23 protein-coding genes are annotated in these 15,969 nt (G+C 63.2%); 1 reads left to right on the plus strand and 22 read right to left on the minus strand.

Annotated features, from left to right (window positions below; translation table 11 throughout):
* Nucleotides 1–9 precede the first annotated feature (9 nt).
* The 21 genes from rplF to rpsL form a co-directional block, all read right to left on the minus strand.
* Nucleotides 10–543 carry a 50S ribosomal protein L6 gene (rplF, locus tag NLM33_RS10215; protein ID WP_254095934.1) on the minus strand — a complete coding sequence of 178 codons (534 nt, stop codon included), beginning with the start codon at nucleotides 541–543 and terminating at the stop codon, nucleotides 10–12.
* 16 nt (nucleotides 544–559) lie between these two features.
* Nucleotides 560–958 carry a 30S ribosomal protein S8 gene (gene rpsH, locus NLM33_RS10220; protein WP_254095935.1) on the minus strand — a complete coding sequence of 133 codons (399 nt, stop codon included), beginning with the start codon at nucleotides 956–958 and terminating at the stop codon, nucleotides 560–562.
* 14 nt (nucleotides 959–972) lie between these two features.
* On the minus strand, nucleotides 973–1,278 hold the full coding sequence (gene rpsN, locus NLM33_RS10225) for a 30S ribosomal protein S14 (RefSeq protein ID WP_246916892.1): 306 nt from the start codon (nucleotides 1,276–1,278) through the stop codon (nucleotides 973–975).
* A gap of 46 nt (nucleotides 1,279–1,324) precedes the next feature.
* Entirely contained in the window at nucleotides 1,325–1,882 is a 558-nt protein-coding gene (rplE, locus tag NLM33_RS10230; RefSeq protein ID WP_128958540.1) for a 50S ribosomal protein L5, read from the minus strand.
* The gene (gene rplX, locus NLM33_RS10235) at nucleotides 1,875–2,189 is read right to left on the minus strand and encodes a 50S ribosomal protein L24 (RefSeq protein ID WP_254095936.1); all 315 of its coding nucleotides are present in this window, start codon (nucleotides 2,187–2,189) and stop codon (nucleotides 1,875–1,877) included. The genes rplE and rplX overlap by 8 nt, the downstream gene beginning before the upstream one ends.
* The gene (gene rplN / locus NLM33_RS10240) at nucleotides 2,189–2,557 is read right to left on the minus strand and encodes a 50S ribosomal protein L14 (RefSeq protein WP_027520955.1); all 369 of its coding nucleotides are present in this window, start codon (nucleotides 2,555–2,557) and stop codon (nucleotides 2,189–2,191) included. Before rplN ends, rplX begins: the two co-directional genes overlap by 1 nt.
* An 86-nt stretch (nucleotides 2,558–2,643) precedes the next feature.
* Nucleotides 2,644–2,892 carry a 30S ribosomal protein S17 gene (rpsQ, locus tag NLM33_RS10245; RefSeq protein ID WP_145660379.1) on the minus strand — a complete coding sequence of 83 codons (249 nt, stop codon included), beginning with the start codon at nucleotides 2,890–2,892 and terminating at the stop codon, nucleotides 2,644–2,646.
* Nucleotides 2,893–2,905: 13 nt separating this feature from the next.
* Complete coding sequence (gene rpmC, locus NLM33_RS10250; protein WP_106952852.1) at nucleotides 2,906–3,112, minus strand: 50S ribosomal protein L29; 207 nt, start codon at nucleotides 3,110–3,112, stop codon at nucleotides 2,906–2,908.
* 5 nt (nucleotides 3,113–3,117) lie between these two features.
* The gene (gene rplP, locus NLM33_RS10255) at nucleotides 3,118–3,531 is read right to left on the minus strand and encodes a 50S ribosomal protein L16 (protein ID WP_008136349.1); all 414 of its coding nucleotides are present in this window, start codon (nucleotides 3,529–3,531) and stop codon (nucleotides 3,118–3,120) included.
* Nucleotides 3,532–3,561: 30 nt separating this feature from the next.
* A complete protein-coding gene (gene rpsC, locus NLM33_RS10260) occupies nucleotides 3,562–4,278 on the minus strand; it encodes a 30S ribosomal protein S3 (RefSeq protein WP_254095937.1) in 717 nt (238 codons plus the stop codon).
* A gap of 17 nt (nucleotides 4,279–4,295) precedes the next feature.
* Nucleotides 4,296–4,682, minus strand: coding sequence for a 50S ribosomal protein L22 (rplV, locus tag NLM33_RS10265; RefSeq protein ID WP_008549264.1), 387 nt, complete (start codon nucleotides 4,680–4,682; stop codon nucleotides 4,296–4,298).
* A gap of 10 nt (nucleotides 4,683–4,692) precedes the next feature.
* Nucleotides 4,693–4,971: a 30S ribosomal protein S19 gene (rpsS, locus tag NLM33_RS10270; RefSeq protein WP_008136357.1), complete on the minus strand. Its 279-nt coding sequence runs from the start codon at nucleotides 4,969–4,971 to the stop codon at nucleotides 4,693–4,695.
* Between the two features lie 12 nt (nucleotides 4,972–4,983).
* Nucleotides 4,984–5,817 (minus strand): 50S ribosomal protein L2, encoded by an 834-nt coding sequence (gene rplB, locus NLM33_RS10275; protein ID WP_027520961.1) that lies wholly within the window; start codon nucleotides 5,815–5,817, stop codon nucleotides 4,984–4,986.
* 12 nt (nucleotides 5,818–5,829) lie between these two features.
* Nucleotides 5,830–6,132 (minus strand): 50S ribosomal protein L23, encoded by a 303-nt coding sequence (locus NLM33_RS10280; protein WP_254095938.1) that lies wholly within the window; start codon nucleotides 6,130–6,132, stop codon nucleotides 5,830–5,832.
* Nucleotides 6,129–6,749, minus strand: coding sequence for a 50S ribosomal protein L4 (rplD, locus tag NLM33_RS10285; RefSeq protein WP_254095939.1), 621 nt, complete (start codon nucleotides 6,747–6,749; stop codon nucleotides 6,129–6,131). The genes NLM33_RS10280 and rplD overlap by 4 nt, the downstream gene beginning before the upstream one ends.
* A gap of 1 nt (nucleotide 6,750) precedes the next feature.
* The gene (rplC, locus tag NLM33_RS10290; protein ID WP_254095940.1) at nucleotides 6,751–7,467 is read right to left on the minus strand and encodes a 50S ribosomal protein L3; all 717 of its coding nucleotides are present in this window, start codon (nucleotides 7,465–7,467) and stop codon (nucleotides 6,751–6,753) included.
* Nucleotides 7,468–7,519: 52 nt separating this feature from the next.
* The gene (rpsJ, locus tag NLM33_RS10295; RefSeq protein WP_002712302.1) at nucleotides 7,520–7,828 is read right to left on the minus strand and encodes a 30S ribosomal protein S10; all 309 of its coding nucleotides are present in this window, start codon (nucleotides 7,826–7,828) and stop codon (nucleotides 7,520–7,522) included.
* A gap of 84 nt (nucleotides 7,829–7,912) precedes the next feature.
* Nucleotides 7,913–9,103, minus strand: coding sequence for an elongation factor Tu (gene tuf / locus NLM33_RS10300; protein ID WP_254095941.1), 1,191 nt, complete (start codon nucleotides 9,101–9,103; stop codon nucleotides 7,913–7,915).
* 40 nt (nucleotides 9,104–9,143) lie between these two features.
* Complete coding sequence (gene fusA / locus NLM33_RS10305; RefSeq protein WP_254095942.1) at nucleotides 9,144–11,216, minus strand: elongation factor G; 2,073 nt, start codon at nucleotides 11,214–11,216, stop codon at nucleotides 9,144–9,146.
* Nucleotides 11,217–11,250: 34 nt separating this feature from the next.
* Nucleotides 11,251–11,721: a 30S ribosomal protein S7 gene (rpsG, locus tag NLM33_RS10310; RefSeq protein ID WP_254095943.1), complete on the minus strand. Its 471-nt coding sequence runs from the start codon at nucleotides 11,719–11,721 to the stop codon at nucleotides 11,251–11,253.
* 15 nt (nucleotides 11,722–11,736) lie between these two features.
* Nucleotides 11,737–12,108, minus strand: coding sequence for a 30S ribosomal protein S12 (gene rpsL / locus NLM33_RS10315; RefSeq protein WP_007603006.1), 372 nt, complete (start codon nucleotides 12,106–12,108; stop codon nucleotides 11,737–11,739).
* Nucleotides 12,109–12,750: 642 nt separating this feature from the next.
* Between rpsL and NLM33_RS10320 the strand changes: the two genes are divergently transcribed.
* Entirely contained in the window at nucleotides 12,751–13,995 is a 1,245-nt protein-coding gene (locus NLM33_RS10320; RefSeq protein ID WP_254095944.1) for an FAD-dependent monooxygenase, read from the plus strand.
* On the opposite strand, the gene NLM33_RS10325 is transcribed toward NLM33_RS10320, so the two are convergent.
* A complete protein-coding gene (locus NLM33_RS10325) occupies nucleotides 13,917–15,935 on the minus strand; it encodes an ABC transporter ATP-binding protein (RefSeq protein WP_254095945.1) in 2,019 nt (672 codons plus the stop codon). The genes NLM33_RS10320 and NLM33_RS10325 overlap by 79 nt on opposite strands.
* Between the last annotated feature and the right edge of the window lie 34 nt (nucleotides 15,936–15,969).

Consider the following 15,969-nt stretch of genomic DNA (forward strand, 5'->3'; position numbering starts at 1 on the left):
CCGGCTCCGTTACTTCTTCTTGCCTTCCTTGCGGAAGATGAATTCGCCAACATACTTCACGCCCTTGCCCTTGTAGGGCTCCGGCGGGCGATAGGCGCGGATTTCGGCCGCGACCTGGCCGACGCGCTGGATGTCGCTGCCCGTCACCGTGATCTCGGTCGGCTTCGGCACGGTGATCGTGATCCCTTCCGGGATCGCGTAGACCACGTCGTGGCTGTAGCCGAGCGCGAGCTGCAGGTTCTTGCCCTGCATCGCGGCGCGGTAACCGACGCCGGTGATTTCGAGCTTCTTCTCGAAGCCCTTGGTGACGCCTTCGACCAGATTCGCGACCTGGGCGCGAGCGGTGCCGTAAAGCGCCCGCGCGCGGTTGGTCTCGGCCCGCGGCTTGACCTTGACCTGGCCGTTCTCGAGCTTCACCTCGACGTCGTCATGGACGACGAACTGAAGCTGGCCCTTCGGCCCCTTCATCTTGACGGTCTGACCGTCGACGGTCGCGGTAACGCCCGACGGCACGGCCACAGGTCTTTTGCCAACACGTGACATGGATCAAAAATCCTTCTCAGAACACCGTGAAGAGGACTTCACCGCCCACATTCGCGTCGCGCGCGCTGTGGTCGGCCATGATCCCCTTCGGCGTCGACAACACCGAAATGCCGAGCCCGTTGTTGACCCGCGGCAGAGCCTTCACCGAGGCGTAGACACGACGCCCGGGCTTGGAGACCCGCTCGATCTCGCGGATGACGGGCTCGCCGTCGAAATACTTCAGCTCGATCTCGATCTCGCTGCGGCCCGAGGAATGCTCGACCGTGGCGTAGCCGCGGATGTAGCCCTCGCTCTTCAGCACCTCGAGCACATTCTCGCGCATCTTCGAGCCAGGCGTGGAGACCTTGCTCTTGGAGCGCATCTGCGCATTGCGGATGCGGGTGATCAGATCGCTGATTGGGTCGTGCGTAGACATCTAAACGACCCTCCTTACCAGCTCGACTTCACGAGGCCCGGGACCATGCCCTTGGAGCCAAGTTCACGCAGCGCGATACGGGACAGCTTGTTCTTGCGGTAGTTCGAGCGCGGGCGGCCCGACAGTTCGCAACGCAGGCGGATGCGGGTCGCCGACGAGTTGCGCGGCATTTCCGCCAGCTTCAACGTCGCAGCGAAGCGCTCCTCCATCGGGAGCTTCTTGTCGGCGATGATCGCCTTCAACCGCTCGCGCTTGGGGGCGGCGTTCTTCACCATCCGCTTGCGCCGGTTGTTCTTCTCGATTGAACTCTTCTTTGCCATGCTTGGCTCCTGGGTATCCGCGTTTGAGAGGCTTTAGGTCAGCGTCTCACTGCCGGAACGGGAAATTGAAAGCGGTCAACAAGGCCCTCGCCTCTTCGTCGGTCTTGGCCGTGGTGCAGACGGTGATGTCCATACCGCGGGCTTCCGTGACCTTGTCGAAGTCGATCTCGGGGAAAATGATGTGCTCCTTGATGCCGAGCGAGTAGTTGCCGCGGCCATCGAAGCTCTTCGGGTTCAGGCCGCGGAAGTCGCGGACGCGCGGCAGCGCGACCGTCACCAGGCGATCGATGAACTCGTACATGCGGGCCTTGCGCAGCGTGACCTTGCAGCCGATCGGCTGGTTCTCACGCAGCTTGAAGGTCGCGATCGCGATACGCGAATAGGTCACGATCGCCTTCTGGCCGGCGATCTGGGTCAATTCGGCGGCGGCGGTCTCGGCCTTCTTGCGGTCGTTGACGGAATCGCCAACGCCCATGTTCAGCACGACCTTGTCCAGACGCGGAACCTGCATGACGTTCTCGTAACCGAACTTCTCGGTCATCGCCGTGCGGATCTTCGCGTCGTATTCCGCGCGCAAGCGCGGCGTGTAAGCAGTCTCAGCCATCGATCTCAGCTCCCGAGCTCTTGGCGATGCGAACCTTCTTGCCGTCCGCCTGAATCTTGAATCCGACGCGCGTCGGCTTTCCGTCCTTGCCGAGATACGCGATATTGGACAGTTGGATCGGCGCCTCTTTCGAAATGATGCCGCCCTCCTGGTTCTGGGTCTGCTTCTGGTGGCGCTTCACCATGTTGATGCCACGCACCAGAGCCGTGCCGGCGTCCGGACGCACCTCGAACACCTCGCCGGTGCGGCCCTTGTCGCGGCCGGTCAGCACGACGACCTTGTCGCCCTTGCGGATCTTCGCAGCCATCACAACACCTCCGGCGCGAGCGAAATGATCTTCATGTGGTTCTTGGCGCGCAGCTCGCGCGGCACGGGCCCGAAGATACGGGTGCCGACCGGCTCGGCCTGATTGTTGATCAGGACGGCGGCGTTGCGGTCGAAGCGGATGACCGACCCGTCGGGGCGGCGGATGTCCTTGCGGACCCGCACCACGACGGCCTTCATCACGTCACCCTTCTTCACCTTGCCACGCGGAATCGCTTCCTTGATCGACACCACGATGATGTCGCCGATGGTGGCGTAGCGGCGCTTGGAGCCTCCGAGCACCTTGATACACATGACACGGCGTGCGCCAGAATTGTCGGCCACGTCGAGGTTGGTCTGCATCTGAATCATTGATGCACCTCGTCCTCTTTCTCTTTTGCGCCAGCCTGGCCAGCGCTCAACATTTCCCTGAAGTCAGTCGGCTAAGTGCCGGCAGCTCAGGCGCTTTTCTTGTGTTCGCCCCGGATCACGACCCAGCGCTTCAACTTCGAAATCGGCTTCGATTCCTCGATCCACACCATATCGCCCGGCTTGAACTCGTTGCTCTCGTCGTGCGCGTGATAGTTCTTCGAACGGCGGATCGTCTTCTTGTAGATCGGGTGCGTGAAGCGGCGATCGACGCGCACAACGACCGTCTTGGCTGTCTTGTCGCTGACGACCACGCCCTGCAAAGTACGTTTCGGCATCTTCGTAAGCCTCTTACTTCTTCTTCGCGCGCTTTTGCGCGGCGACGGTCTTGATCCGGGCGATGTCACGGCGAGCCTCGCGCAGGCGCGAGGTGTTCTCGAGCTGCCCGGTGGCACGCTGGAAGCGCAGGTTAAAGCGCTCCTTCTTCAGGTTCAGGACGGCATCATCCTGCTGGTCGGGGCTCATCGCACGGATGTCTTCGATCTTCATCTGGGCCATGGCCATTACTCCGCAATTCGCTCGACGAAGCGCGTCTTGATCGGCAGCTTGGCGGCTGCCAGGGTCAGCGCTTCACGCGCAGTCTGGGTGTTGACGCCGTCGATCTCGAACAGCACCCGGCCCGGCTTGACGCGCGCCACCCACAGTTCCGGCGAACCCTTGCCGGAGCCCATGCGGACTTCGGCCGGCTTCTTCGACACCGGAACGTCGGGGAATACGCGGATCCAGACGCGGCCGGCGCGCTTCATGTGGCGGGTCAGCGCGCGGCGGGCGGCCTCGATCTGACGCGCGGTGACGCGCTCAGGCTCGGTCGCTTTCAGGCCGAACTGGCCGAACGCCAACGTCGCGCCTGAAGACGCAACGCCGTGGATGCGGCCCTTATGCGCCTTCCGGAACTTCGTTTTCTTAGGTTGCATCATGGCTTTAAGCCCTCAAATTCCTGTGCTGGCTCAGGCCGCAGCGTCGCGACGCTGCCGGCCGCCACCGCTGCCACTACCCTCGCCTTCGGCCATTCTCTTGTCCTGGGCCATCGGATCGTGCTCGAGGATCTCGCCCTTGAAGATCCAGACCTTGACACCGCAGGTGCCGAAGGTCGTGAACGCGGTCGCGACGCCGTAGTCGATGTCGGCGCGCAGCGTGTGCAGCGGCACGCGACCTTCGCGGTACCACTCCATGCGCGCGATTTCCGCACCGCCCAGGCGACCCGAGCAGTTGATGCGGATGCCTTCCGCGCCGAGACGCATCGCCGACTGCACGGCGCGCTTCATGGCGCGGCGGAACGCAACGCGGCGCTCGAGCTGCTGAGCGATCGATTCGGCGACCAGCGTCGCATCGAGCTCCGGCTTGCGGATCTCGACGATGTTGATCACGACGTCCGACGAGGTGATGTCGGCCACCTTCTTGCGGAGCCTGTCGATGTCGGCGCCCTTCTTGCCGATCACCACGCCCGGACGGGCCGAGTGGATGGTGACGCGGCACTTCTTGTGCGGACGCTCGATCACGATGCGGGCGACCGCCGCCTGCTTGAGCTCCTTGTGCAGGATCTCGCGGATCTTGACGTCCTCGTGCAGCAGCTTGCCGTATTCCTGCTTGCCGGCGAACCAGCGGGAATCCCAGGTCCGGTTGATGCCGAGACGCAGACCGATCGGATTGATCTTTTGACCCATCGTTTTCTCCTGCGTCCTTAAGCGGCCGCTTCGGCTTCGACCTGACGAACGATGATCGTCAGCTGCGAAAATGGTTTGTAGACACGGCCCGAGCGACCACGGCCGCGGGCAGCAAAGCGCTTCATCACGAGCCCGTTGCCGACGAAGGCCTGCGCCACGACGAGATCGTCGACGTCGAGGTCGTGATTGTTCTCGGCGTTGGCGATAGCCGATTCCAGGCACTTTTTCACGTCCACCGCGATCCGCTTGCGCGAAAACTGCAAATCGGCGAGCGCAGCAGACGCCTTGCGGCCACGAATGAGCTGGGCCACCAGGTTGAGCTTCTGCGGGCTCACCCGCAGCATCCGGGCGACCGCCTTGGCCTCGTTGTCGGCGAGGCTCCGTTCGCGCTTAGGTTTGCTCATGACTTAATCCTCAAGCCTTCTTGGCTTTCTTGTCGCCGGAGTGGCCATGGAAGGTCCGGGTCGGCGAGAACTCGCCGAACTTGTGACCGACCATTTCCTCGTTGACCGCCACCGGCACGTGCTTCTGACCGTTGTAGACGCCGAAGGTCAGACCGACGAACTGCGGCAGGATGGTCGAGCGACGGCTCCAGATCTTGATGACGTCGTGACGGCCGGACGCGCGCGCGGCATCTGCCTTCTTGAGCAGAGAACCCTCGACGAACGGGCCTTTCCAGACTGAACGAACCATGTCCGGCGTTCCTTACTTCTTCCGCTTGTGGCGGCTTAGGAGAATGAATTTGTTGGTCGACTTGTTGGTGCGGGTCTTCTTGCCCTTGGTCGGCTTGCCCCACGGGGTGACCGGGTGGCGACCGCCCGAGGTACGACCTTCACCACCGCCGTGCGGATGGTCGATCGGGTTCATGGCAACACCGCGGTTGTGCGGGCGACGGCCCATCCAGCGCTTGCGACCGGCCTTGCCGATCGAGGTGTTCATGTGATCCGGGTTCGACACCGCACCGATGGTGCCACGGCAACGACCGTGCACCAGGCGCTGCTCGCCCGAGTTCAGGCGGATGATCACGTAATCCTGGTCGCGACCGACGAGCTGGGCGTAGGTGCCGGCCGAACGCGCGAGCTGGCCACCCTTGCCGATCTTGGTCTCGATGTTGTGGATGATCGTGCCGACCGGCATGTTGCCGAGCGGCATGACGTTGCCCGGCTTCACGTCGACATAGTTGCCGGCGATGATGGTGTCACCCACGGCCAGGCGCTGCGGCGCCAGGATGTAGGCCTGCTCGCCGTCCTGGTACTTGATCAGAGCGATGAAGCCGGTGCGGTTCGGATCGTATTCCAGCCGCTCAACGGTCGCGGGAACGTCGATCTTCTCGCGCTTGAAGTCGACGGTACGCAGCGTCTGCTTGTGACCGCCGCCGCGGAAGCGCACGGTGATGCGTCCGGTGTTGTTGCGGCCGCCCGAGGACTTCTTGCCTTCGGTGAGCGCCTTGACCGGCTTGCCCTTGTACAGGGCTGAACGATCGACCATCACCAGCTGGCGCTGGCCCGGCGTCGTGGGATTGAATGTCTTCAGTGCCATCGTCGTAGGACCTTACAGACCGGTGGTCACGTCGATCCGATGGCCCTCTTCGAGGGTCACGATCGCGCGCTTGGTGTTCGACTGCGAGCCGAGATTGCCGCGGAAGGCCTTGGTCTTGCCCTTGCGGACCAGCGTGTTGACGCTCTTGACCTTGACGTCGAACAGCTTCTCGATCGCTTCCTTGATCTGCGGCTTGGTCGCCTTCGCGGCCACCTTGAACAGAACCTTGTTGTGCTCCGAAGCGATCGTCGCCTTCTCGGTCACGACCGGCGACAGGATCACGTCGTAGTGGCGAGCCTCGATGTTCTTCGTCATTTGAAGCGCGCCTCCAGCGCATCGATGGCGGCCTTGGTCAGAACGAGCTTCTGACGGCGCAGGATGTCGTAGACGTTGATGCCCTGGATCGGCAGCACGTCCATGTTCGGGATGTTGCGGGCCGCCGCGGCGAAGCCCTGATTGAGCTCGGCGCCGTCGATGATCAGCGCGTTGGTCAGGCCCAGCCCCGAGAAGTGGCCGAGCAGCGCCTTGGTCTTGGCGGCCTCGAGCGCGGCCTTCTCGATCACGACGAGATCACCGTCCTTGGCCTTGGCCGACAGCGCATGCTTCAGCGCGAGCGCGCGGACCTTCTTCGGCAGATCGGAGGCGTGCGAGCGCACCACCGGACCGAAGGCACGGCCGCCGCCGCGGAACTGCGGCACGCGGGCCGAGCCGTGACGAGCACCGCCGGTGCCCTTCTGCTTGTACATCTTCTTGCCGGTGCGCCAGATCTCGGCGCGGCCCTTGGCCTTGTGGGTGCCGGCCTGACGCTTGTCGAGCTGCCACTTCACGCAGCGCGCGATGATGTCCTCGCGCGGCTCGAGGCCGAAAATGGTGTCGGAGAGCTGGACGGAGCCGGCTTCCTTGCCCTCAAGGGTCGTGACTTTCAGTTCCATCTCACGCACCCTCCTGCTGGGCCGCAGCCTCGGCCTCGCCGCCGGCAACCTTGAACTTGCCGGGCTTCGGAGCTTCCTTCGGCAGCGGCTTCTTGACGGCGTCGCGCACGCGGATCCAGCCGCCCTTGGAGCCGGGAACGGCGCCTTCGACGAGGATCAGGCCGCGCTCGACATCGGTCTGGACGACGCGAAGGTTGAGCGTGGTGATGCGGTCGACACCCATGTGGCCGGGCATCTTCTTGTTCTTCCAGGTCTTGCCGGGATCCTGACGGCCGCCGGTCGAACCGATCGAGCGGTGCGAGATCGACACACCGTGCGTGGCGCGCAGACCGCCGAAGTTCCAGCGCTTCATACCGCCGGCAAAGCCCTTACCGACCGAGGTGCCGGTGACGTCGACGAACTGGCCGACGACGAAGTGATCGGCCAGGATCTCGGCGCCGACCGGGATCATGGCATCCGCAGTGACGCGGAACTCCTCGACCTGCCGCTTCGGCTCGACCTTGGCGACCGCGAACTGGCCGCGCTCAGCCTTGGGCATGTACACGGTCTTGCGGCTGCCAGAACCAAGCTGGAGCGCGACATAACCGTTCTTCTCTTCGGTGCGGTGGCCTACGACCTGGCAATTGCCGAGCTTCAGCACGGTCACGGGGATATGTTCACCGGTCTCCGTGAAGACCCGCGTCATCCCGACCTTTTGTGCGATCACTCCGGAGCGCATCGGCTTGCTTCCTGTTCTTTCTGTCCGCTTTCGCGAACGGGATCCAAAAATCTTAGAGCTTGATCTCGACGTCGACACCGGCGGCCAGGTCGAGCTTCATCAAAGCATCGACGGTCTGCGGGGTCGGATCGACGATGTCGAGCAGACGCTTGTGGGTGCGCATCTCGAACTGTTCGCGGCTCTTCTTGTCGACGTGCGGCGAACGGTTGACGGTGAACTTCTCGATGCGGGTCGGCAGCGGAATGGGTCCGCGAACCTGCGCGCCGGTGCGCTTCGCCGTATTCACGATCTCACGGGTCGACGTATCGAGGATACGATGGTCGAACGCCTTGAGACGGATGCGAATATTTTGGCCGTTCATTGCCGTGGTCTTTCTTCAATCAGAGTGGCGAATAGCGAATAGCGAATGCTGCCATCCGCTACTCGCCAATCTCTAGTCTCGTAATTACTCGATGATCGAGGCGACGACGCCGGCGCCGACGGTACGGCCGCCTTCGCGGATCGCGAAGCGGAGCTTCTCTTCCATCGCGATCGGCACGATCAGGTGCACTTCCATCGCGATGTTGTCGCCCGGCATCACCATCTCGGTGCCTTCCGGCAGGTGCACGACACCGGTCACGTCGGTGGTGCGGAAGTAGAACTGCGGACGGTAGTTGGTGAAGAACGGGGTGTGGCGGCCGCCCTCGTCCTTGGTGAGGATGTAGGCCTCAGCCTTGAACTTGGTGTGCGGCTTGACCGAACCGGGCTTGCAGAGCACCTGGCCGCGCTCGACGTCCTCGCGCTTGGTGCCGCGGAGCAGCGCGCCGATGTTGTCGCCGGCCTGGCCCTGATCGAGCAGCTTGCGGAACATTTCGACGCCGGTGACCGTGGTCTTCTGGGTCGCACGCAGACCGACGATTTCGATTTCCTCGCCGACCTTGACGATGCCGCGCTCGACACGGCCGGTCACGACGGTGCCGCGGCCGGAGATCGAGAACACGTCTTCAACCGGCATCAGGAACGGCTGGTCGATCGGACGCTCCGGCTGCGGGATGTACTCGTCGACGTTGCGCATCAGCTCGAGGATTGCGTCATGGCCGAGCTTCTTGTCGGAGTCTTCGAGAGCGGCGAGCGCCGAACCCTTGATGATCGGGATCTTGTCGCCGGGGAATTCGTACTTCGAGAGCAACTCGCGGACTTCGAGCTCGACGAGCTCGAGCAGCTCCGGATCGTCGACCATGTCGCACTTGTTGAGGAACACGACGAGCGCGGGAACGCCGACCTGGCGGGCGAGCAGGATGTGCTCGCGGGTCTGCGGCATCGGGCCGTCAGCGGCCGACACGACCAGGATCGCGCCGTCCATCTGGGCAGCGCCGGTGATCATGTTCTTCACGTAGTCGGCGTGGCCGGGGCAGTCGACGTGCGCGTAGTGGCGGTTCTTGGTCTCGTACTCGACGTGCGCGGTCGAGATGGTGATGCCGCGCGCCTTCTCTTCCGGCGCCTTGTCGATCTGGTCGTACGCCGTGAACGTCGCACCACCGGTTTCAGCGAGGATCTTGGTGATCGCCGCGGTCAGCGACGTCTTGCCATGGTCGACGTGACCGATGGTGCCGATGTTGCAGTGGGGCTTGTTACGTTCAAACTTTGCTTTGGCCATTTGACTCTCCGTTCAATCGTCAGCTCGAGACCGACGACAATCAGGCAAACTTCTTCTGGACTTCTGCCGACACGTTAGCCGGCGCTTCTGCGTAGTGGTCGAACTGCATGGTGAAGGTCGCGCGCCCCTGGCTCATCGAGCGCAGGTTATTCACGTAACCGAACATGTTCATGAGCGGCACCATCGCGTTGATGACGTTGGCGTTGCCGCGCATGTCTTGACCCTGGATCTGACCGCGCCGGGAGTTCAGGTCGCCGATGACCGAGCCGGTGTAGTCTTCCGGGGTCACCACTTCGACCTTCATGATCGGCTCGAGCAGGACGGACTTGCCCTTCTGCAAGGCCTCGCGGAATGCAGCACGCGAAGCGATTTCGAAGGCGAGCGCCGACGAGTCGACGTCGTGATACTTGCCGTCGACGAGCTGCACCTTGACGTCGACAACGGGGAAGCCCGCGACGACACCAGAGCTCATCACGCTGTTGAGGCCCTTTTCGACGCCGGGGACGTATTCCTTCGGAACTGCACCGCCGACGATCTTGGACTCGAACTCGTAGCCCTTGCCGGGCTCGTTCGGCTCGACCACGATCGACACTTCCGCGAACTGACCGGTACCGCCGGTCTGCTTCTTGTGGGTGTACTTGACCTCGGCCTTCTTGGTGACGCGCTCACGGAACGCAACCTGCGGCGCACCGATGTTGGCGTCGACCTTGTAGGTACGCTTGAGGATGTCGACCTTGATGTCGAGATGGAGTTCGCCCATGCCCTTGAGGATGGTCTGGCCGGACTCCTGGTCGGTCGACACGCGGAAGGACGGATCCTCCGCAGCGAGCTTGGCCAGCGCCACGCCCAGCTTTTCCTGGTCGGCCTTCGACTTCGGCTCGATCGCGATCTCGATGACCGGCTCGGGGAATTCCATCTTCTCCAGGATCACCTGCTTGTCGGGATCGCACAGCGTGTCACCGGTGCGCGCTTCCTTCAGGCCTGCCAGCGCGACGATGTCGCCGGCATAGGCTTCCTTGATGTCTTCGCGGTTGTTCGCATGCATCAGCAGCATGCGCCCGATGCGCTCCTTCTTCTCGCGCGTCGAGTTCACGACGCCGGTGCCGCTCTGCAGGATGCCCGAGTAGATGCGGCAGAAGGTGATGGTGCCGACGAACGGGTCGTCCATGATCTTGAACGCGAGCAGCGCGAGCGGCTCCTTGTCGTCAGCCTTGCGCACGACTTCGTTGCCACGGTCGTCCGTGCCCTTGATCGCGGGCACGTCAATCGGCGACGGCAGATAGTCGACGACGGCGTCGAGCAGCGGCTGCACGCCCTTGTTCTTGAAGGCCGAGCCGCACAGCACGGGATAGAACGCGCCAGTCAAGACCGCCTTGCGGATCAGCCGCTTCAGCGTCGCCTCGTCCGGCTCGTTGCCGTCGAGGAAGGCGGCCAATGCGTCGTCGTCGAGCTCGACGGCGGCTTCCACCATCTTCTCGCGGTATTCCTTGGCCTGGTCGACGAGATCTTCCGGAATGTCGACATAGTCGAACTTCGCGCCGAGTGATTCATCGTTCCAGACGATGCCCTTCATCTTCACGAGGTCGACGAGGCCCTTGAAGTTGTTCTCGGCGCCGATCGGAAGCTGGATCGCGATCGGCTTGGCGCCGAGGCGGTCGACGATGTCGGACAGGCACTTGAAGAAGTCAGCGCCGGTCTTGTCCATCTTGTTGGCGAAGACGATGCGCGGAACCTTGTACTTGTCGCCCTGACGCCAGACCGTCTCGGTCTGGGGCTCGACGCCCTGGTTCGAGTCGAGCACGCAGACGGCGCCGTCGAGCACGCGGAGCGAACGCTCGACCTCGATGGTGAAGTCGACGTGGCCGGGCGTGTCGATGATGTTCAGGCGCTTGCCGGCCCAGAACGCGGTGGTCGCAGCCGAGGTGATCGTGATGCCACGCTCCTGCTCCTGCTCCATCCAGTCCATCGTCGCGGCACCTTCGTGCACTTCGCCGATCTTGTGGCTCTTGCCGGTGTAATAGAGGATGCGCTCGGTCGTCGTGGTCTTGCCGGCGTCGATATGCGCCATGATACCGAAGTTACGGTAGTCCTCGATGGCATGTTGGCGGGGCATGGGTCGTTCCTTGCAAGTCCGTTAGGTGTCGCCGTTACCAGCGATAATGCGAGAAGGCGCGGTTGGCTTCCGCCATCCGATGAACGTCTTCACGCTTCTTGACGGCGTTCCCCCGGTTGTTCGATGCGTCCAGGAGCTCCGCGGAGAGCCGCTCGGTCATCGTCTTCTCGTTGCGCTCGCGCGCGGCCGAGATCAGCCAGCGGATGCCCAGCGCCTGACGGCGCACCGAGCGAACCTCGACCGGAACCTGGTAGGTCGCGCCGCCGACGCGGCGGGAGCGCACTTCGATCGTCGGCATGACGTTCTCAAGTGCCTGCTCGAACACGCCGAGCGGGTTCTGCTTGGTCTTGGTTTCGATGAGGCCGAGCGCACCGTAGACGATGCCTTCGGCGACCGACTTCTTGCCGGCGTACATCACCGAGTTCATGAACTTCGTGATCACGATGTTCCCGAACTTGGGATCCGGCAGAACTTCGCGCTTTTCCGCTGAGTGGCGACGAGACATGGAAGAGGTTCCCGCTTATTTCGGACGCTTCGCGCCGTACTTCGAACGACGCTGCTTACGGTTCTTGACGCCCTGGGTATCCAGCACGCCGCGGAGGATGTGGTAGCGCACGCCGGGCAAGTCCTTGACGCGACCGCCGCGGATCATGACCACCGAGTGCTCCTGGAGGTTATGGCCCTCACCAGGGATGTAGCCGATCACCTCGAAGCCGTTGGTCAGACGCACCTTGGCGACCTTACGAAGCGCCGAGTTCGGCTTCTTCGGCGTCGTGGTGTAGACGCGCGTGCACACGCCGCGCTTCTGCGGCGACTGCTGCAGCGCCGGCACCTTCTTGCGCGACTTCTGCACTTCACGCGGTTGTGCGATCAGCTGGTTGATCGTCGGCATCCTGGCCTTCACCCTTTTTCTGCCGCGGTCCCTTTCGGGCCCGCAAATTCTTCTTCCGGACTACCCGCCCGATGGGGCCGCCTGGCGCGGAACGATCCGCGCAAAGCGAAATTGCGCCAACCGCTCCATCAACGAGCGGAAAGCGCTTCGACGCCACAGAGGACCGCAGTCTTGGAGCCAATCGGCGTAGAGCCGACGGCCGCGTACCGAGGTCATGCATCCGAGTTTGATCTCAAGAGAACGAGCTCTAGAGAACTAAAATCGCACTGGCATTGCCTAGCTATGATCGACAGCGTTTGAGCGGCATTCGTCGAGGTTGGTGCCCGCCTTACGACCCCAAAAGGATCAGGCGGGTGGCCCGTTCCGACGTTGGCGATGCTCACCGCCTGTCGTTAAGTGACGCGCTTTCTATAAGTGGGAATCACCTGAGTCAAGGCGAAACCACAGCAAGCGAAGGGCTTCTCGCGCTTAAAGAATTAGCTTGTTCGGCGCCCTCGCCGCCTCCCTGATCTAGGTTCCCACATTCCGTTCCGCCAGCCCCAAGACCTATTTACATCCGGGTAAAATATACTTTTATGGCGTCCGCTAAGGTTTTCTTTCCTGTTCGTGCGGCAGGGTGCCGCGCCGGGCGGAGAAATACCCATGCGGTATACTGACATTGCGATCATCGGCGGGGGTATGGCCGGCTCCGCCGCCGCCGCGATGCTGGGTCGAGCCGGTATCCAGGCCCTCCTCATCGACCCCCATACCGACTATCCGCCGGACTTCCGGGTCGAAAAAATCAGCGGTGATGCCCAGCTCGAGCGCTTCTGGCGGACCGGAATCGCAGAATCAGTGCTGCGCCGCACGACGTTTTGCGGTGAGAACTGGATCGCGCGATTCGGCCACCTGCTCGACAAGGCGCCAAGCCGGCAGTTCGGCTTCCGCTACGAGGCCTTCGTCAACGCGATCCGCGCTGAAATCCCCGACGCGGTCGGGCGGGTCTGCGCCAAGGCCTTGTCGATCGCGACGAGCCCCGACCGGCAGAAGATCACGCTCTCCAATGACGAGGTCGTCTCCGCCCGCCTCGTCGTGCTCGCCAATGGATTGAACGTCGGACTGCGCCACCAGCTCGGTATCGAACGCGAGATCGTCAGCGCCTGTCATTCGATCTCGGTCGGATTCGACGTCGTGCCGGTCGGGCGCGCCGCGTTCGATTTTCCGGCGATGACGTATTTCTCGGAGCGGCCGAGCGACCGCATCCCCTACATCACGCTGTTTCCGATCGGCACGCGGATGCGGGCAAACCTGTTCGTCTACCGCGCCTTCGACGATCCCTGGCTGCGCAACTTGCGGCAGGCGCCGGTCGCGACCCTGAACGCCGCCCTGCCGCGTCTGTCCTGCATCACCGGGGCCCTCGACGTCGCGAGCGAGATCAAGATCCGCCCCGTCGATCTCTATGTGCACCGGGCCTGCCGCCAGGCGGGCATCGTGCTGGTCGGCGATGCCTTCGCGACCTCATGCCCTGTCGCCGGCACCGGCACCGACAAGGTGTTCACCGACGTCGAACGGCTCTGCGGGGTGCACATCCCGGCCTGGCTTGCGACCGAGGGTATGGACGAGGACAAGATCGCCGCCTTCTACGATGACCCGGTCAAGCGGGCCTGCGATGCCTGGTCGGCGGCCAAGGCATTCGACTTCCGTGAAGTGTCGCTGGCAACGAGCCCCTACTGGACGGCGCAGCGCTGGGCGCGCTTCGTGGCCTGGTTTGCCCAAGGTGCGGTCCGGCGGGTGGCGCGACGGGTTCGCCTCGAGCCGAACTTCCTCGGTCACTCCTCGTCGCCATCCTCCTCGTCGTCCTCCTCCTCATCATCATCACCGTCGTCGCTGTCGTCGTCATCGACCTGAGCCGCGCTGCGATGCGGCTGGTGGATCTGGTCGTCCCACAGCTTGCGATAGGTGCCGTTCTTGGCGAGCAGCTCGGCATGCGAGCCGCGCTCGATGGCGCGGCCGCCTGAAATCACGATGATCTCGTCCATCTCGACGACAGAGGTCAGACGGTGGGTCGACCAGATCATGGTGCGGCCCTTGGCGACCTTGAGCAGCGTGCGGTTGATCGCCGCTTCCGTGGTCTGGTCGAGCGCCGAGGTCGCTTCATCCAGGAGCAGCACGGAGGGGTTACGAATGATCGCGCGCGCGATCGCGAGGCGCTGGCGCTGGCCGCCCGACAGCGTATCGCCGCGCTCGCCGACCGGAGTGTCGTATTTCTGCGGCAGGCTCATGATGTAGCGGTGGATTTCGGCCTTCTTCGCCGCCTCGGCCACCTCCTCGTCGGTGGCGCCCTCCTTGCCGAGCCGGATGTTGTCGCGGATCGACATATTGAACAGCATGTTCTCCTGGAACACCACGGCCATGCTCTGGCGCAGCGAATCCAGCGTCACTTTCCGCACATCAACGCCGTCGATGGTGACGCGACCTTCGTCGGGGACGTAGAGGCGCAGGATCAAATTGAGCAGTGTGCTCTTGCCCGAGCCGCTGGGGCCGACGATCGCGATGCTCTTGCCAACGTTGAGCTTGAGGCTGAGGTTGTCCAGCACCGGCGTCTCGCTGCCTTCGTACTGGAAGGTGACATGGTCGAAAGTGATGTCGTTGGTGATGCGCGGCAGATCCGGCGCGCCGGGGCGATCGGCGCCCCGCGTCGGCTCGTCCAGCAGCTCCTGGATATGGCGCACGGCCGCAGCCGAGGAGATCGACACCGGGATGAAGTGCATCACATGGGCGATGTTGTAGGAGACCTCCCAGAACGCGCTCTCGAAGGTGACGAAGGTGCCGATGGTGATCTGCCCCTTGGTCGCAAGATACGCGCCGATTGCGAGCACCACGAGATGCAGGAGCAGGACCGAGATCGTGACCGTCCGCTCCACCATGGTCGACAGGAACGCGGCTGACGCGATCCGGCTGCGGGTCTCGTCGTTGCGGAAGGCGAAGAAGCCGAACATCTTGCGCTGCAGGCTGAACGCCTTGATCACGGCCTGTGCCGCCACGTTCTCCTGCACCATGCCGAGCAGCGCGCTCTCGTTGAGCTTCTGCTCGTAATTCGCCTGCACCGCCTTCGGGGTGAGGATGCGCGGTCCGATCAGCGTGATCGGAAACACCAGCAGCGCGACCACCGCGAGCTGCCAGTTCAAGAACAGCATCAGGATGATGCCGGCGATCAGCTCAAAGAACGGAAGCGCCGCGCTGTTGGCGAAGGTCTTGACCGATCCTTCGAAGGCCGAAAGATCGACGGAGAAGCGCGACAGGATCTCGCCCCGCTTGGTGCGGCCGAAATAGGCCGCCGGCAGATCCTGCACGTGATCGAACAGCCGCTTGCGCACGTCGGAGATGATGCAGGCCGCGAGCCGCGCGTCCCAGCGCTCGTACCAGACCGCGACGATCGAGGTGAAGATGCCGGCGACCGCGAGCACGCCGAGAATCTTGTAGAGCGCCTGGAAATCTTCTTCGCCGAGCGCGTCGTCGATCAGGAACTTCAGGCTGAGCGGCATGATGACGTTGAACAGCGTCTCGATCAGGACGCCGAACGAGACGAAGGCCATGATCCGCTTGTAGTTGGCGAGGTAGGGCTTGACGAAGCCCCAGATGGTTGCGAGCGCGCCGGCGGCTTCGCGCGCGGTGAAGACGACGAGATCCTCGTCCTCATCGTCATCATCGAGCTCCAGCTCGTCGTCCTCGTCCTCGTCGTCCTCTTCCAGGTCCGCCTTGGTGCCGGATGCGAGCTTGTCCTCGAGCTCGGTCGCTTCTTCCGCGGCGAGCTTCTGTTTGTCGGGCGAGAGGGGCCTGGATGCCATGAAACCAACCGATGCTGACGGCCGGCATGACCGC

Source organism: Bradyrhizobium sp. CCGUVB1N3, from assembly GCF_024199925.1.
Taxonomy (GTDB): domain Bacteria; phylum Pseudomonadota; class Alphaproteobacteria; order Rhizobiales; family Xanthobacteraceae; genus Bradyrhizobium.

Bases quoted from the DNA above. Each gene is read 5' to 3' on its own strand.
- rplF (WP_254095934.1), bottom strand. From the start codon at position 543: ATGTCACGTGTTGGCAAAAGACCTGTGGCCGTGCCGTCGGGCGTTACC.
- rpsH (WP_254095935.1), bottom strand. From the start codon at position 958: ATGTCTACGCACGACCCAATCAGCGATCTGATCACCCGCATCCGCAAT.
- rpsN (WP_246916892.1), bottom strand. From the start codon at position 1,278: ATGGCAAAGAAGAGTTCAATCGAGAAGAACAACCGGCGCAAGCGGATG.
- rplE (WP_128958540.1), bottom strand. From the start codon at position 1,882: ATGGCTGAGACTGCTTACACGCCGCGCTTGCGCGCGGAATACGACGCG.
- rplX (WP_254095936.1), bottom strand. From the start codon at position 2,189: ATGGCTGCGAAGATCCGCAAGGGCGACAAGGTCGTCGTGCTGACCGGC.
- rplN (WP_027520955.1), bottom strand. From the start codon at position 2,557: ATGATTCAGATGCAGACCAACCTCGACGTGGCCGACAATTCTGGCGCA.
- rpsQ (WP_145660379.1), bottom strand. From the start codon at position 2,892: ATGCCGAAACGTACTTTGCAGGGCGTGGTCGTCAGCGACAAGACAGCC.
- rpmC (WP_106952852.1), bottom strand. From the start codon at position 3,112: ATGGCCCAGATGAAGATCGAAGACATCCGTGCGATGAGCCCCGACCAG.
- rplP (WP_008136349.1), bottom strand. From the start codon at position 3,531: ATGATGCAACCTAAGAAAACGAAGTTCCGGAAGGCGCATAAGGGCCGC.
- rpsC (WP_254095937.1), bottom strand. From the start codon at position 4,278: ATGGGTCAAAAGATCAATCCGATCGGTCTGCGTCTCGGCATCAACCGG.
- rplV (WP_008549264.1), bottom strand. From the start codon at position 4,682: ATGAGCAAACCTAAGCGCGAACGGAGCCTCGCCGACAACGAGGCCAAG.
- rpsS (WP_008136357.1), bottom strand. From the start codon at position 4,971: ATGGTTCGTTCAGTCTGGAAAGGCCCGTTCGTCGAGGGTTCTCTGCTC.
- rplB (WP_027520961.1), bottom strand. From the start codon at position 5,817: ATGGCACTGAAGACATTCAATCCCACGACGCCGGGCCAGCGCCAGCTG.
- NLM33_RS10280 (WP_254095938.1), bottom strand. From the start codon at position 6,132: ATGACGAAGAACATCGAGGCTCGCCACTACGACGTGATCCTGTCGCCG.
- rplD (WP_254095939.1), bottom strand. From the start codon at position 6,749: ATGGAACTGAAAGTCACGACCCTTGAGGGCAAGGAAGCCGGCTCCGTC.
- rplC (WP_254095940.1), bottom strand. From the start codon at position 7,467: ATGCGCTCCGGAGTGATCGCACAAAAGGTCGGGATGACGCGGGTCTTC.
- rpsJ (WP_002712302.1), bottom strand. From the start codon at position 7,828: ATGAACGGCCAAAATATTCGCATCCGTCTCAAGGCGTTCGACCATCGT.
- tuf (WP_254095941.1), bottom strand. From the start codon at position 9,103: ATGGCCAAAGCAAAGTTTGAACGTAACAAGCCCCACTGCAACATCGGC.
- fusA (WP_254095942.1), bottom strand. From the start codon at position 11,216: ATGCCCCGCCAACATGCCATCGAGGACTACCGTAACTTCGGTATCATG.
- rpsG (WP_254095943.1), bottom strand. From the start codon at position 11,721: ATGTCTCGTCGCCACTCAGCGGAAAAGCGCGAAGTTCTGCCGGATCCC.
- rpsL (WP_007603006.1), bottom strand. From the start codon at position 12,108: ATGCCGACGATCAACCAGCTGATCGCACAACCGCGTGAAGTGCAGAAG.
- NLM33_RS10320 (WP_254095944.1), top strand. From the start codon at position 12,751: ATGCGGTATACTGACATTGCGATCATCGGCGGGGGTATGGCCGGCTCC.
- NLM33_RS10325 (WP_254095945.1), bottom strand. From the start codon at position 15,935: ATGGCATCCAGGCCCCTCTCGCCCGACAAACAGAAGCTCGCCGCGGAA.